This window comes from Corynebacterium callunae (assembly GCF_046592015.1).
Taxonomy (GTDB): domain Bacteria; phylum Actinomycetota; class Actinomycetes; order Mycobacteriales; family Mycobacteriaceae; genus Corynebacterium; species Corynebacterium callunae_A.
This window is the reverse complement of the sequence record NZ_JAWVOB010000013.1, coordinates 1-12,523: the sequence shown is the minus strand read 5'-3', so window position 1 is coordinate 12,523 and position 12,523 is coordinate 1. Positions and strand designations below refer to the sequence as shown.

Here is a 12,523-nt window from a genome sequence, read left to right as displayed (position 1 = left end):
ACAGCCTATATGCGCAAAACGCATGAAAAACAGTGATTTCACACATTTTACTAATGCATCAACCAAGCGCATGATGGTCACCATGAGCCAGGTGCGGGAAGAAACACAAACGCAGTACCGCGGAATTAGCCGTGGTACCCCTACCTATACGCGCGCTGTATTAGCGATCCTCGCTGCAGGCCTCGCCACTTTTAATGCGCTTTATTGCACCCAGGCCCTGCTGCCCACCATCACCGAAGAACTCAACATCAGCCCCAGCCAATCAGCTCTCACCGTCTCTGCAGGCACCGGCATGCTGGCGCTGTGCATCGTCCCAGCATCGATCCTCTCAGAGAAATTTGGGCGTTCTAAAGTACTGATCACATCTTTAAGCTTGGCCATTATTGTGGGTCTGATCCTGCCCTTTGTTCCCAATATCGCCCTACTAATCGCTTTGAGGGGACTCCAAGGCGCACTTTTGGCAGGTACCCCGGCAGTGGCCATGACCTGGCTTTCTGAGGAGATTAATCCCAAGGATCTCGGCCACGCCATGGGTATTTATATCGCTGGAAATACCGTGGGCGGGCTCATGGGACGCATGATTCCGGCCGGACTTTTGGAAATCACCCACTGGCAAAATGCCCTCTTGGGCAGTTCTTTGGCTGCGCTCATTTTTGGCATCATCATGGTTGCGCTGCTGCCCGCACAAAAGCTATTCCAGCCCAAGAAAATCACGCTGCGCCATGAACTCGCAGCGATGACAGCCCATTGGACCAACCCACGTTTAGCACTGCTTTTTGCGGTGGCTTTTATGGCCATTGGCTGCTTTGTTTCCCTTTATAACTACTTAGGGTTTCGCATGATTAAGGAATTTGGGTTAAGCGAGGTGCTGGTTGGAGCAGTATTTTTGATGTATCTCTCCGGCACCTGGAGTTCCATTCAAGCAGGAAAACTACGCCAAAAATTAGGCAATGGACCGGCTGCAATTTTCCTCGCCATCATCATGCTGCTGAGTGTGGTGGGTTTGAGTATTAATAATCTTTGGACCACCATCATTTCCCTCTTTGCTTTTACGGCAGCATTTTTTGCCCTGCACTCCAGTGCTTCCGGATGGATTGGCCTTATTGCCACCACCAACCGCGCCGAAGCCTCCAGCATGTATCTTTTTTGTTATTACTTAGGCTCCTCGGTGATTGGTTGGGCCTCTGGTTTTATCTTTACCCATATGTCTTGGACTATTTTTATGGCCTGGCTGGGCGCGCTCATCCTGGGTCTACTGGGCATCACCATTACCCTGGCAGCATTAGAAAAACGACGCCTCGATGCCTCAAGCACCAAGTAGTGGCGCAGACAGCGCACCCCGGCGCAGCCAGTGTCTTACCGCTGCAGTGGCCCGGCAATCATCGCCGTTATAACTGAGCAATTGCGCCCGCGCTGCCTCTGCTTCTGCTACCGGAGCGGTTGCTGCAATGAGGAAAGCATGCAGGCTGTCCTCACCGGCAAAATCTTCTTCCTCCCAGTGAAATCCCGCAGCAGGAGCTAGCTGTTTAAGGCCGAGACCTCCCGGTCCAACCAGTTGGGAGCGGGCCACGGCAAACATGTCATTCCAGCGGTCGGAGCTGATGAAGTCGCGGATTTCAGCCTCGCTGGGCACACCTTTGACCTTGCCGTGGAAGCGGCGCGCAGTGGATAACATCCAGTGGTTTTCACCATTGCTGGCATAACAAAAAACGCCAAAGGTTTGGCCCTCTTGCTGGGCTTTATCTCGGCGGGCTTTAAGCCAGGCCCAAAAGGCTGCAAAGTTTTCACCCTCGGCGGCTTCACCCAAACCGGACCAAATAACAAAAGGACGGTATTCTTCACCATCAAAAGCGCCCCATAGATAGGCACCTAAGTCCAAATAGGCTTCCACGTCCACATCAATTTCCACGTCGAAGCGTGGGGCTGCGGTGCGTTCCACGCGGCGCAGCACTGGGATTTCGGCGCGCCAAGCCTTCGCAATGTAGGAGATATCGCCCAGGGAGGCGTCGATAAGCGCCTGGGTGGTTAAGATTCCGCGCTCGCGGTAGGTATTGGCGCGGTCGCCGGAGAGGAAAAGGCTAATGTCATCGCTGGCGCGTAGTTCGGGTTCGCAGGTGGGCCAAAAACGGCAGGTGGAGCATTCTTTGACCCGGCGCGGGCCGGTGGGTGGTGGTTTGAGCAGCGCGTTCATGGTCGCCTGCGCATAACGGCTGACATCAATGAGGTAGGCCCACTCGCGGTCTTGGCCGATGAGCCCGCCCAGCTGTGATTCCGGTGCGCAGCCGGCAGCCTCCAGTCCCATCATTGCAAGGGTCAGGCGGTAGCCGTCGATGGTGTGGTGACGCGGGGCGGCGTGTACTTCCAGGGGTTGGCCCATCCCTAAACGGCCAGTGGCCAGCGCCTTCATGCTGCGGTGGGGGTTGGGGCGGGCAACTCGGTGGTTGCTCACCATAATTGGGGTATAACTACCGTCGGGATTGCGCACCAAAAGATCGGCAGTAACCTCCCACTCCACGCCATCAACAATGCCGCTAAAAACGGCACCGCTAATAACTGTCGCCTGCACAGCCAGGGCTTCGAGGGTGTCAAATTCTGCCAAATCAGCCCGCGGATCTAGGTCAATTCGCACAAAGGGAACTCGTCCGCGCTTTGCTGGTTGTGCAGGAACGCGGGCTAAAACCTCAGCTAGGCCAACCGCGCGGCGCTCCCTACGCTGCACAGTTGCCTCCAAAGGCTGCACCTCAGGGAAGCGTCGGCGCTGGATCTGACGGTATCTACAGCCCACCAGATCACTGGGCGTTAACCGCTGCGTATTTTCCGCTGCTGACCTTGAAGAGTGCATTGTTCCCACAGTGACATGAGCTTATTGCAATATCGTGGGTAAAGTTGAATCGAGAAGTCGAGAATAAGCCGACAGTAGAAAGAGTTGAATCAAAACATGGGCATTTTGGAAAAGGTTCGGGCCGCCAGGGCCAAGACCAAGGCAGAGATCAAAGCAGCTGAGCTGAAGGTTAAAACCGAGGCTAAAAATAAGGCAAAACTCGATCTTAAGCGCGAAAAGTTGCTGGTACAGGCAGAGAAGAATCTGCTGAAGGCTGAGGAAAAAGGCCTGAAGAAGCGCAATAAGCATGAGCTGAAGCTGGCTAAGAATATCCTCGAGCAAAAGCGCCAGGGCCGTCTTAATAAGGATAAGGTCAAGCGTTGGACCGGCACCGCGCGTTTGCTGGCACCTTTGCTGCTGCCTGTTTTTTATCGGGTTTCCACCGAGGCGCGCAACCAGATTGTGAAGACCAAGGCCAACCGCGCCGGCGTTACCCCAGAGCAGCTCAGCCAATTTGGCGGCCACTCCGCAGCACTCAAGGCCCGTATCCAGGGCGTGCGCGAGACCATTCAGACCTCTGGCCTGCCTTATGAATTCATCGAAGATGTCAAGGAGCGCCTCAATGAGCTCGAGGCTGCTGCTGCCAACTCCGATTTCATGACCCCGCAGCAGCGAGGCCGCGCCCACGAGTCCATTAATCGCGATCTGGCACAGGTTTCTGACCAGATCCAAGAGCGCTTGCTCGCCAAATAAAAAAATAACGCTTTTCGACGCCACCCCTCACCGTCTGTCTTAAGGGGCAGGGCGTGGGCGTCGAGAAGCGTTTTTAAAGTAGTCCCTGCTCGCGTGCGGAGGCGACTGCGGAGGTGCGGGAGCGCACACCCAACTTGTCATAAATGTGGACAAGGTGGGATTTGACGGTGGCCTCAGAGAGAAAGAGAATCCGGCCGATATCGCGGTTGGAGGATCCGCCGGCCACCAATTTCAGCACCTCAAGTTCGCGCGGGGTAAGTGAGGTTTTGGGGGTGCGCACGCGCGTCATCAGGCGGTTGGCCACAATCGGCGAGAGTGTGGAATCGCCTTCTGCGGCGGAGCGCACGGCTGCCAAAAGTTCTGCTGGAGGTGCGTCTTTGAGCAGGTAGCCCAAGGCTCCTGCTTCAATGGCACCCAAAATATCGGCATCGGTGTCATAGTTGGTGACAACCAGCACCCGCGGCGGATTTTCAATATTGCGCTTAATGGCAGCCGTAGCATCGGCACCGGTAGATACCTGCGTGCCCTGAACACCAGGACCAAAACGCAGGTCCATCAAAATCACGTCAATGCCGCCTTCATGGGCTGCTTGAACAGCGCCTTCGGCGGTGGAGACCTCGCCCACAACTTCGATGTCAGCTGCGCTTTCTAGAACGGCGCGAAGGCCGAGCCGGACAATCTCATGGTCATCAGCGAGCAAGACACGGATCATGGTGTGAACAAAGTCCTTCCCAATGGATTATTACCCTGGCGCGAGAGCCGAGGCTTTATCTTCAAGAGTGTAGGTGGGTAGATCAGTAGTACTTTAGTCTAGCCATAGCCTTCAACAGTTGGAGAATTCACTCGATTATTAGTTGGGTTCAACCGGCAGCGCTACCGACACCGCAGTGCCCTGTCCATAAGCTGATTCCACAATCACTTCACCATTGAGTTCGCGGGCGCGTTGATGCAGGGCGCTTAGTCCAATATGGCCTAAACCTGCAGGTTGAGCGCGTACCTGCTCGGGCTCAAAACCAACGCCATCATCCACCACGTCCAAGCGCACCTCATTGTCCTCATAGGTTAGGGTGACATGGCAATTTTTAGCCTCTGAGTGTTTGGCCACATTGGCAATCGCACCCTGGGCAATACGCAGCAAGGTGGCCTCAGTTTTCATAGGCAGTTGGCGTACATCGCCATCCACATTGATCACAAATTTAATGCCCAAAAGTGGCTGGGTAATTCGGTGCAAGGCATCACCCAAGGAGGTCTGCGCCAAGGCTGCTGGTTGTAGCGCTGCGATCATGGCGCGGGCTTCACTGAGATTATCCGAGGCAGTGGTGCGCGCCAGGCGGATTTTCTCCAGCGCTGCTGCATGGGGATCATGGGCTTCAGTCGTGGCCTGAATTTCCTGCTCTGCCACGTGTAACAACATCTGAATAGAGGAAAGCCCCTGGGCTACCGTGTCATGGATTTCATGGGCAATTCTTTGACGCTCGGCGGCGATGCCGGCATTTCTTTCCGTCTCAGCCAGCTGCGAACGGGTTTCAATCAGCTGATCAATGAGCTCTTGTTTTTCATTATTTACCCGCCACAGGGTGCGGAAAGCATAGTCAATGGCAATGGACACAACGGCCGATACCGCCGGCCCCATCACGCCACCCACCGTCAAACCATGGGGATACTGGCTGGCAATCGCGATGGCGGTGGCGCCAATGACCGCAATAATGCCACGCACATCCGGCATAACCTGCAGATATAGGAAAAACAGCGGGAAGAGCATATAGATGGAAATCGGCACGATCGGCACCATTATCACCCACACCAGGGTCAGCACAAAAAGCCATGCCAATTGCAGCGGATGGCTCATATCCACCCGTTTGGAGGAGCCCCAAAAATATAAAAATCCCCAGGCTAAAAGCAGCACACAGGCCAGCGCAAATAATGGCAGCGATAGGCGTGCGGAGGCGCCCAACCCCACGACCAGCAAGGTTGCCGTCATAATGTGGATGGAATTGCGATAACTCATCGCGCCCGGCTGGCCGCCGCGCTTGGCCAAATTTTCCACATCAAGTTCATTGCGCATGGATACCCGCTCAGGATCTAGGCTTGACTGCATGCGTCGTACATTACCTATTTCTGTGCTCAGCTCCATCATGGCGGCCACCATGGTGGCCGGTTGTTCCAGCCCCGCGCCGGCTCCCGAAGCCACCACCACACCTGCAGCACCCGCAGCCCCCGTGACTCCGGCGGAGGTTACGGACGGGGTGGGCGTCGATAAGCTGCCTTTTGATGCGCTGCCCGCCGTGGCGCGCACAGATCAGGTTGCCTGCCCCTACCTGGACACCGAGTGGGTGGCCGAAACTAACGGCCAGCGGGTCACGGGTTACGGCATCGACGAGCGCTTTTCGACGCCGTCCTGTGTGTTTTATTCTTTCCCCGAAGAGCCCCAGCTCACCGTAATTGTCCGTGAGATGGACTCGGTTGCCGAAGCAACCCAGGTTGTGGACTGGGCAGCGCCCATCGATTCCACCGAACCTGCCGAAGAACCCGCTGGCTGGTCAGGTGGACGTGGCGGTGGACAAGGCAATGGTGCGCTTTATGCCGTGGCCAAAGACAACACCGCAGTGGTGGTTTTTAGCAATCAGGAACAATCCCTCAAAGCCCAATTAGTGGCCGAGGAAGTCATTCAAAATCTAGGACTTTAAACCGCGACATCGTTGTAGGGCATCATCCCGGAGAGCCAGGGAAAAACAAATTCCATCAGCACAAAAAATACCGCTGCCAGCAGGGCCAAAACAGTAATGAGCTTGACGATCCAAGGGCCTGGCAAATAGTGCCATAACAGGGAATACATTTAGTTACTCTCCAATACTGCTGGGGTGGTGCCTTCAGTCTTTGGGATTTCCTCCACCAACATGCCGTGCACAATCATGCGCTGCGCATTTGAAAACTGCGGATGGCAGGTGGTCAGCGTAATCAGTGCTTCCGCGCCTTCAGCCACAGTGGTTTCCAAAAATCCCGGATTCGGATAAGTGGTATCAATGCTATCCGGGGTGGTGATGGAACGGCCCAGCACAGTGGAATAATCCCCGGTGCTCATCCTTTGTACCTGGGTCTCATTAAAACAGGGTGCTGCTTCTGCTTGACGAGACTGCGCATCCGTACTCATCGGCATCACGCGGTAGACATCCCAGGAATCATAGGTCTCAATAACAATGGCATCGCAGACATTAAGATTGCCGAGATCATTAAAGGGCGCGCCCTTGCCCACGCGGTGACCAGCTACTGCAAAGTTTCCAGCCTCGCCTGGCATTTGGGAATTTACATAGCGGCCAGGGCCTGCCAGCAGATCTTCCTCCGAGGTGCCCTCCACCACGGCGAAATTAAAATCCGAACCGAAGCTAGGGATATACAACCGCGCAAAAGCCTCTCCGAGCTGTGGAGTGAGCTGCTGACGAGGGTTGGCACGGAGATCATTCCACGTCTCATCAAGCTGCGCGCCAGCTACTTCTTGCTTCTGACTTGCTTCGAGATTGGTCCAATAAGCCTCATAAAAAGCAAAAAGAAGAGCCAGAACACCGATGGTTAGCAGGAGCTCTCCCAGGATGTGAGAAAAGCTAATCCGTGGCCTTTTCCCACGTCGGGGGCCCTGGGTGGCGGGTTGATCAGAAGTTTTGGTCATCTTCACAATATCTTTTTAAGGGGCTGAAGCATTTAGGTACCCAATGAATACTGCACGTACCATGAATAAGGTGCAATAGAAACGACACTTACGTGGGAAATTGTACCCCCTCACTAAGTATTTTCTCCTGTGATTTCCGGGCCTTTGAGGCCGTCCAGAAAGGCGAACACAATAGTGCTCGATATTTTGATTTATCCGGTGTCCGGTGTGATGAAGCTGTGGCACCTTTTGCTTCACAATGTCTTCGGTATGGATGATTCACTGGCGTGGGTTATTTCCCTCTTTGGTTTGGTCATCACCATTCGAGCCATCATCGCGCCCTTTACCTGGACCATGCTAAAAACAGGGCGTAAAACCAGCCAGCTCCGCCCCAAGCGCAAGGCCATTGAAGCAGAATACGCCGGCAAGCATGACGAGGCCTCTATTCGTGAGATGCAAAAGCGCCTTAGAGACCTCAACAAAGAAGAGGGCGTTAATCCCTTTGCCGGTTGTGTACCTATTCTGATTCAAACCCCGGTGATTATTGGCCTTTACTCGGCACTGCTACAAATGGCCCGCCCTGCAGGCGGTCTAGAAAACCCAGTGCTGCAACCGGTGGGATTCTTATCCACCGCTGAGGTGCAGTCCTTCCTCGAAGGACGTATTAACAATGTGCCCCTGCCTGCCTATGTTTCCATGCCGGCAGAACAATTAGCTTATTTGGGAACCACCAAGTCCGAGGTTTTGGACTTTGTGCTGCCACTTTTCATTGCCGCAGCGATCTTCACCGCCATTAATATGGTGATCTCGCTTTCCCGCAGCTACCAGACCAATAACTTTGGCTCCGGTTTTTCCAATGGCCTTTTTAAGGTCATGGTGGTGCTCTCTATTATCTCCCCGATTTTCCCACTTTCTTTGGGACTCACCGGGCCTTTCCCCATGGCTATCGCCCTGTACTGGGTGAGCAATAACCTGTGGACCTTCACCCAAAATGCGGTGATGACGCTCATCCTGCACAAGAAGCACCCCCTCACGGAGGAGTTCAAGGCACATCAGCGAGAGCAGCGAGAAGAATACCGCGCTGCCACCAAGGAGAAGCGGGAGTTCTTAGGCACCCGCCGCAAAAACCGCTTAATGATGGTGCTGCAGCCTTGGAAGGCCGCTGAGCTGCATGCTGTAAATGTGGCGTTGACCTCCGAACGCAATGAAAAGATCAAAGCTGAAAAAGCGGCCCGCAAGGAAATTGTGGAAAAGCGCCGGGAAACCCAGCGCCAGATGAACCGTGAGTCCATGGAAAAGCTAAAGCAGCGCCGTGCGCAGGTTCGCGCACAGAAGGCCAAGGCCCAAAAAGCTGGGCCGCGGAATACTGCCAGCGACGCCGGTCCGACTGACTTCCCCAATGATTCAAATGACACTGGGGACTCCGGGTCCTCTAGCTCAGACTCTGGGTCTGCTGGAGGTTCCGACGGTGGCAGCAGCGGTGGTGGAGATTAGATGGAGTAATCGGCTGGCGGGGCCGAAAGCAGCTGCCTAGCAAGGTCCCGCGCAGTTTCCAGCGGTCCAATATTTTGCACCAAGCGGGAACCTGCTAGCCCACCATCGAGGAACACCAGCAATTGATTCGCCTGAGTAGTTCCGGGATAACCATTCTTTTCGGTGAGAAGATTGGTGAGGGTTTGGTGACACCAGTGGCGGTGCTCCATTACAGCTGCCACAATGCCCTTTTCACTATCGCTTTCGGGGCGAGGATACTCATTGGCAGCGTTTTGGAAGTGGGAACCGCGGAAGCCTTTTTTAGGTTCTTCATCAATACACTGGTCAAAGAAGGCGATGATCTTATCTTCTGGATCCCGGAGACCATCGGTGCGTTCATGCCAGTGCTGGCGCCATTCTTGGTCGAGGTTTTCCAAATATGCAATGACGAGGGCGTCTTTAGAACCGAAAAGAGAATAGAGACTAGCTTTAGCCACGTCTGCTTCCCGCAGGATTCGGTCGATACCGATGACTCGGATTCCCTCGGTGGTAAACAAATTGGTTGCGCTATCGAGTAGTCTCTGTCGGGGGCTTGGTCGATTGCGACGACGACTTGCCCCAGCACTCGTTTTGCTCTTGCTTGAAGCGCTGGCAGCCAAGGTTGGCCACGTCCTTTCGGTTGTTAAGACACTGTGGTTGAGGAAGATATTTGGGCTTTAAACTCTTGCCTTATACCAATATAGACAAACTGGTTTGTATAGTTTTAATCTACAGGCTAGTTTGGCTATTTTTCTACTTCTTTAACACTTACTTTCAACATGAAAAAGTGGCTGTTGAACTCCCAATTTTCTGAAAGTTCAACAGCCACTTTTATGTACTACTAAAAGCTAGATATTTCTAGCTTTCCCTTTACTTACGACGAGTAAAGAACTGCACGATGGTCAGCAAAATAACTGCACCAACCAAACAGGTGATGAAGCTGAAGATGAGGCCTGCACCTGCAACGTCTACGCCGAAGAGTCCGAGCAGGAAGCCACCGAGCAAGCCGCCGATGATACCGACAACAATGTTTAGAAAAATTCCCTGCTGTGCATCAGTGCCCTTGATTTTGGAGGCGATCCAGCCTGCAAGTCCACCGATGATGATCCAAGCAATCCAACCAAGTCCGAGTGTCATAATGTTTCTCCTTCGTAAGATACTGCGATTTTCAGGTGAAGATTTTTCACACAACACTAATTATTTTAATCGCTAATAATTTATTACGCGAGCTAGTAGATAGGCCAAAGCAATATTGTTATAAAAAAGAATCAAATAGTTAATGCTCTATTAATCCTATCGCTAGGAATTAAAAGAGCATTAAAGTGCGGATTGAAACGTCGAAAAGCACAGGCGTTGGTGGCTGACCAGCTAGTGCCGGCCAGCCAACGCTGAGCCGCTGTTTACTTGCCGCTTTGTGGACGAACCACCATCAAAGGGCAAGGAGCGGACTGCAGCAGCGCACGGGAGGTGGAACCAAGGAGCATGCCCTTGAAGCCACCGCGACCATGGGAACCAACAACCAGCAACTGCGCGCCCTCAGAAGCGTCAGCCAGCGCACGTACTGGACGGTCGCGGGTGATCACCTTCTTAACCTTGACATCTGGGTACTGCTCAACCAGTGGAGCCAAGCGTTCGATGAGGAGGTTAGTCTGCTCACGCTCGACCTCATCCCACTGCTGCTGCGCTGCAGCCAGTCCAGCCAAGGAAGCCTGAACCTGCATATCCATCCAGGTATGGACAGCTACCAGCTCTGCGCCACGGGCGGAAGCCTCGGCGAAAGCGTATTCCGTTGCCTGCTGGGAGACATCGGAACCGTCAACACCGACGACAACTGGGCCATACTTGGTGGACTCATCAACAGCACTATCGGCGCGCACAACCACAACTGGGCAGTTAGCGTGGCTAACAACAGCTCCAGAAACGGAACCCATCACCATTCCGGATAGTCCGCCGAGACCGCGGGAGCCCATAACAATCATGGTGACGTCATTGGACATTTCCAGCAGCATATCAATTGGGCTACCTTCGGCAATGGTGTGGCCGATCTTGATCTCTGGAGCTACCTCATGGGCAATTTCACGAGCCTCATTGACCTTCTCCAGGGACTCTGCCTGTAGATCTTCAAAAAGCTCCTGTGGGGGAACCATTCCCTCTGCGTAAAGGAACTGTGGCATGGTGTAGCTGGAAGCCAAACGGAGCGGAATTCCACGCTTGTTGGCGGTATTTGCAGCCCACCGAACGGCTTGCTTGGAAGCATCCGAACCATCTACTGCGACTACTACGATGTCTTCTTTGCTCATCTCGGTCGACCTTCCTCGACTTGTGAATCGCAGTTAACATATAGCCACGATTCATGATCTCTGACACCACTTATTGTAGCGCTTATGCCCGGCACATTCTTCCGGTTAGTACCAGTTTCGGGGGTGAAAACTATGAGTTCTACGACTCACTTCCCCCTTTTAGCCATCAGCGCAGTGAAAAGGCCATGTACTAAGCCGGAAGGTTTTAGTACATGGCCTTTTCTAATGATCCACGGTGCGTGCGGGCGCTGGTGTGGCGCCCGCCGGTAGGTAGGCGCGCGCAATCGTGATTTGTGCACCTCAGCCCTTAAACTAAAAGGACTTAAACAAGTTCCTATTCGGTAGCCGCTTCGGCAACTACACCAGGAGCGTCAGCGTTAGCTGGGAACAAGAAATCAAATAGCGCACGACCGATTTGGGCGAAGATCGCACCAAGGTCAGTAGCAAAAAATTCAATGATTGGGTTGATGAGAAGATTGAAGTCCATGTCCAATAGGGTAGTACAAAAACCTAAGGCAACGGCACCCCTCCCCATTCGCGAGGGCCTCAACCCCTCCCGAGTGCGACTTCCCCTGGAAGTAAACCCTTTAAAGGCGATTGACTTCGTGGAATACCTCATTTCCACCCAGCGCCACCGCAACCCCCTAGACAACGACGCCGCGCTCAAAGCGCGTTTCGACGAAAAACTGGTGGTTAATGCTTTAGGAGAGCCTTTTGCTCCCGAGGACATCATCACTCCCGGCACTGATATTTGGTTCTACCGCATGCCGGCCTATGAACGTCCCATTCCTTATAAGATCCACATCATCCATGAAGACGATGACATCCTGGTCATCGATAAACCACCCTATTTAGCGACAATGCCACGTGGACGCCACATCACCGAAACTGCCTTGGTGAAAATGCGCGTACAAACCGGGAAGAATGATCTCACCCCGGCACACCGACTGGACCGACTTACCTCTGGCGTTTTAGTCATGGTAAAAAACCCAGCCTTGCGTGGAGCCTTCCAAACGATCTTTGCCCGCCGCGAAGCAACCAAGACCTATGAAGCGATTGCCGATTATGTCCCTGACCTCATTCACGAAGATGAACCCACGATCTGGGAATCGCGCATTGAAAAGCAACGCGGTGTGGTTCAAGCCTTTGTGGTGGATGGTCCGGTAAATACCAAAACTCGACTGGTTTCAGTAACTCCTGTCTCTGCAGCAGAACAGGCCGAATTAGAAGCCTTACATGGAGCATTAGCGCCCCAGGCTCGATATGTGCTGGCACCGGCAACAGGTAAGACCCATCAGCTTCGCATTCACATGCGTGACTTTGCGGCACCTATCCTTGGCGATCCTCTCTATCCAGTGCTTCACGATGTTGACGACGAGGATTACACCACTCCCATGCACCTCATCGCCCGCACACTCACCTTTGTTGATCCCCGCACCAACGAAGAAACCACCTATACCAGCACGCGACCTACCGGCAGCCTCTAAAAATACA

The 12,523-nt window shown here is 53.6% G+C and carries 14 protein-coding genes; 5 read left to right on the top strand and 9 right to left on the bottom strand.

The features are described 5' to 3' along the window. Positions 1-70: 70 nt before the first annotated feature. The gene (locus tag SFC07_RS12545; protein WP_411208698.1) at positions 71-1,321 is read left to right on the top strand and encodes an MFS transporter; all 1,251 of its coding nucleotides are present in this window, start codon (positions 71-73) and stop codon (positions 1,319-1,321) included. On the opposite strand, the gene SFC07_RS12540 is transcribed toward SFC07_RS12545, so the two are convergent. Continuing rightward, the gene (locus SFC07_RS12540; protein ID WP_411208697.1) at positions 1,307-2,719 is read right to left on the bottom strand and encodes a TM0106 family RecB-like putative nuclease; all 1,413 of its coding nucleotides are present in this window, start codon (positions 2,717-2,719) and stop codon (positions 1,307-1,309) included. The two genes, SFC07_RS12545 and SFC07_RS12540, sit on opposite strands and share 15 nt — an antisense overlap. Positions 2,720-2,938: 219 nt before the next feature. Between SFC07_RS12540 and SFC07_RS12535 the strand changes: the two genes are divergently transcribed. Continuing rightward, positions 2,939-3,574 carry a DUF6474 family protein gene (locus SFC07_RS12535; protein ID WP_411208650.1) on the top strand — a complete coding sequence of 212 codons (636 nt, stop codon included), beginning with the start codon at positions 2,939-2,941 and terminating at the stop codon, positions 3,572-3,574. 73 nt (positions 3,575-3,647) lie between these two features. Here the strand turns inward: SFC07_RS12535 and SFC07_RS12530 are convergent, their stop codons facing one another. Then, positions 3,648-4,286, bottom strand: a complete 639-nt coding sequence (locus SFC07_RS12530) for a LuxR C-terminal-related transcriptional regulator (protein WP_411208649.1) — start codon at positions 4,284-4,286, stop codon at positions 3,648-3,650. 138 nt (positions 4,287-4,424) lie between these two features. Next, positions 4,425-5,672 (bottom strand): sensor histidine kinase, encoded by a 1,248-nt coding sequence (locus SFC07_RS12525; RefSeq protein ID WP_411208648.1) that lies wholly within the window; start codon positions 5,670-5,672, stop codon positions 4,425-4,427. Between SFC07_RS12525 and SFC07_RS12520 the strand changes: the two genes are divergently transcribed. After that, positions 5,671-6,261, top strand: a complete 591-nt coding sequence (locus tag SFC07_RS12520) for a DUF2020 domain-containing protein (protein WP_411208647.1) — start codon at positions 5,671-5,673, stop codon at positions 6,259-6,261. The two genes, SFC07_RS12525 and SFC07_RS12520, sit on opposite strands and share 2 nt — an antisense overlap. Here SFC07_RS12520 and SFC07_RS12515 read toward each other — a convergent pair. Then, complete coding sequence (locus tag SFC07_RS12515) at positions 6,258-6,410, bottom strand: hypothetical protein (protein WP_411208646.1); 153 nt, start codon at positions 6,408-6,410, stop codon at positions 6,258-6,260. The two genes, SFC07_RS12520 and SFC07_RS12515, sit on opposite strands and share 4 nt — an antisense overlap. After that, the gene (locus SFC07_RS12510; RefSeq protein WP_411208645.1) at positions 6,411-7,238 is read right to left on the bottom strand and encodes a class E sortase; all 828 of its coding nucleotides are present in this window, start codon (positions 7,236-7,238) and stop codon (positions 6,411-6,413) included. A 174-nt stretch (positions 7,239-7,412) separates the two neighbouring features. Here SFC07_RS12510 and yidC point away from each other — a divergent pair, with 174 nt between their 5' ends. Further along, positions 7,413-8,711 carry a membrane protein insertase YidC gene (gene yidC / locus SFC07_RS12505; RefSeq protein ID WP_411208644.1) on the top strand — a complete coding sequence of 433 codons (1,299 nt, stop codon included), beginning with the start codon at positions 7,413-7,415 and terminating at the stop codon, positions 8,709-8,711. On the opposite strand, the gene SFC07_RS12500 is transcribed toward yidC, so the two are convergent. The 4 genes from SFC07_RS12500 to SFC07_RS12485 all read right to left on the bottom strand — a co-directional run bounded on the left by SFC07_RS12500 (position 8,708) and on the right by SFC07_RS12485 (position 11,516). Beyond that, the gene (locus tag SFC07_RS12500; protein ID WP_411208643.1) at positions 8,708-9,349 is read right to left on the bottom strand and encodes a TetR/AcrR family transcriptional regulator; all 642 of its coding nucleotides are present in this window, start codon (positions 9,347-9,349) and stop codon (positions 8,708-8,710) included. The genes yidC and SFC07_RS12500 overlap by 4 nt on opposite strands. A gap of 250 nt (positions 9,350-9,599) precedes the next feature. Then, a complete protein-coding gene (locus SFC07_RS12495; protein WP_411208642.1) occupies positions 9,600-9,866 on the bottom strand; it encodes a GlsB/YeaQ/YmgE family stress response membrane protein in 267 nt (88 codons plus the stop codon). A 263-nt stretch (positions 9,867-10,129) separates the two neighbouring features. Next, positions 10,130-11,029 (bottom strand): universal stress protein, encoded by a 900-nt coding sequence (locus SFC07_RS12490; protein ID WP_411208641.1) that lies wholly within the window; start codon positions 11,027-11,029, stop codon positions 10,130-10,132. A 334-nt stretch (positions 11,030-11,363) separates the two neighbouring features. Beyond that, positions 11,364-11,516: a hypothetical protein gene (locus SFC07_RS12485; protein WP_411208640.1), complete on the bottom strand. Its 153-nt coding sequence runs from the start codon at positions 11,514-11,516 to the stop codon at positions 11,364-11,366. Between SFC07_RS12485 and SFC07_RS12480 the strand changes: the two genes are divergently transcribed. After that, positions 11,515-12,516: a pseudouridine synthase gene (locus tag SFC07_RS12480; protein ID WP_411208639.1), complete on the top strand. Its 1,002-nt coding sequence runs from the start codon at positions 11,515-11,517 to the stop codon at positions 12,514-12,516. The genes SFC07_RS12485 and SFC07_RS12480 overlap by 2 nt on opposite strands. Positions 12,517-12,523: the final 7 nt, after the last annotated feature.

What these genes read in the sequence shown, in the direction of transcription:
- SFC07_RS12490 (WP_411208641.1), bottom strand. Translation starts at nt 11,029, where the DNA reads ATGAGCAAAGAAGACATCGTAGTAGTCGCAGTAGATGGTTCGGATGCT.
- SFC07_RS12530 (WP_411208649.1), bottom strand. Translation starts at nt 4,286, where the DNA reads ATGATCCGTGTCTTGCTCGCTGATGACCATGAGATTGTCCGGCTCGGC.
- SFC07_RS12510 (WP_411208645.1), bottom strand. Translation starts at nt 7,238, where the DNA reads ATGACCAAAACTTCTGATCAACCCGCCACCCAGGGCCCCCGACGTGGG.
- SFC07_RS12495 (WP_411208642.1), bottom strand. Translation starts at nt 9,866, where the DNA reads ATGACACTCGGACTTGGTTGGATTGCTTGGATCATCATCGGTGGACTT.
- SFC07_RS12535 (WP_411208650.1), top strand. Translation starts at nt 2,939, where the DNA reads ATGGGCATTTTGGAAAAGGTTCGGGCCGCCAGGGCCAAGACCAAGGCA.
- SFC07_RS12545 (WP_411208698.1), top strand. Translation starts at nt 71, where the DNA reads ATGATGGTCACCATGAGCCAGGTGCGGGAAGAAACACAAACGCAGTAC.
- SFC07_RS12515 (WP_411208646.1), bottom strand. Translation starts at nt 6,410, where the DNA reads ATGTATTCCCTGTTATGGCACTATTTGCCAGGCCCTTGGATCGTCAAG.
- SFC07_RS12525 (WP_411208648.1), bottom strand. Translation starts at nt 5,672, where the DNA reads ATGCAGTCAAGCCTAGATCCTGAGCGGGTATCCATGCGCAATGAACTT.
- SFC07_RS12480 (WP_411208639.1), top strand. Translation starts at nt 11,515, where the DNA reads ATGTCCAATAGGGTAGTACAAAAACCTAAGGCAACGGCACCCCTCCCC.
- SFC07_RS12520 (WP_411208647.1), top strand. Translation starts at nt 5,671, where the DNA reads ATGCGTCGTACATTACCTATTTCTGTGCTCAGCTCCATCATGGCGGCC.
- SFC07_RS12485 (WP_411208640.1), bottom strand. Translation starts at nt 11,516, where the DNA reads ATGGACTTCAATCTTCTCATCAACCCAATCATTGAATTTTTTGCTACT.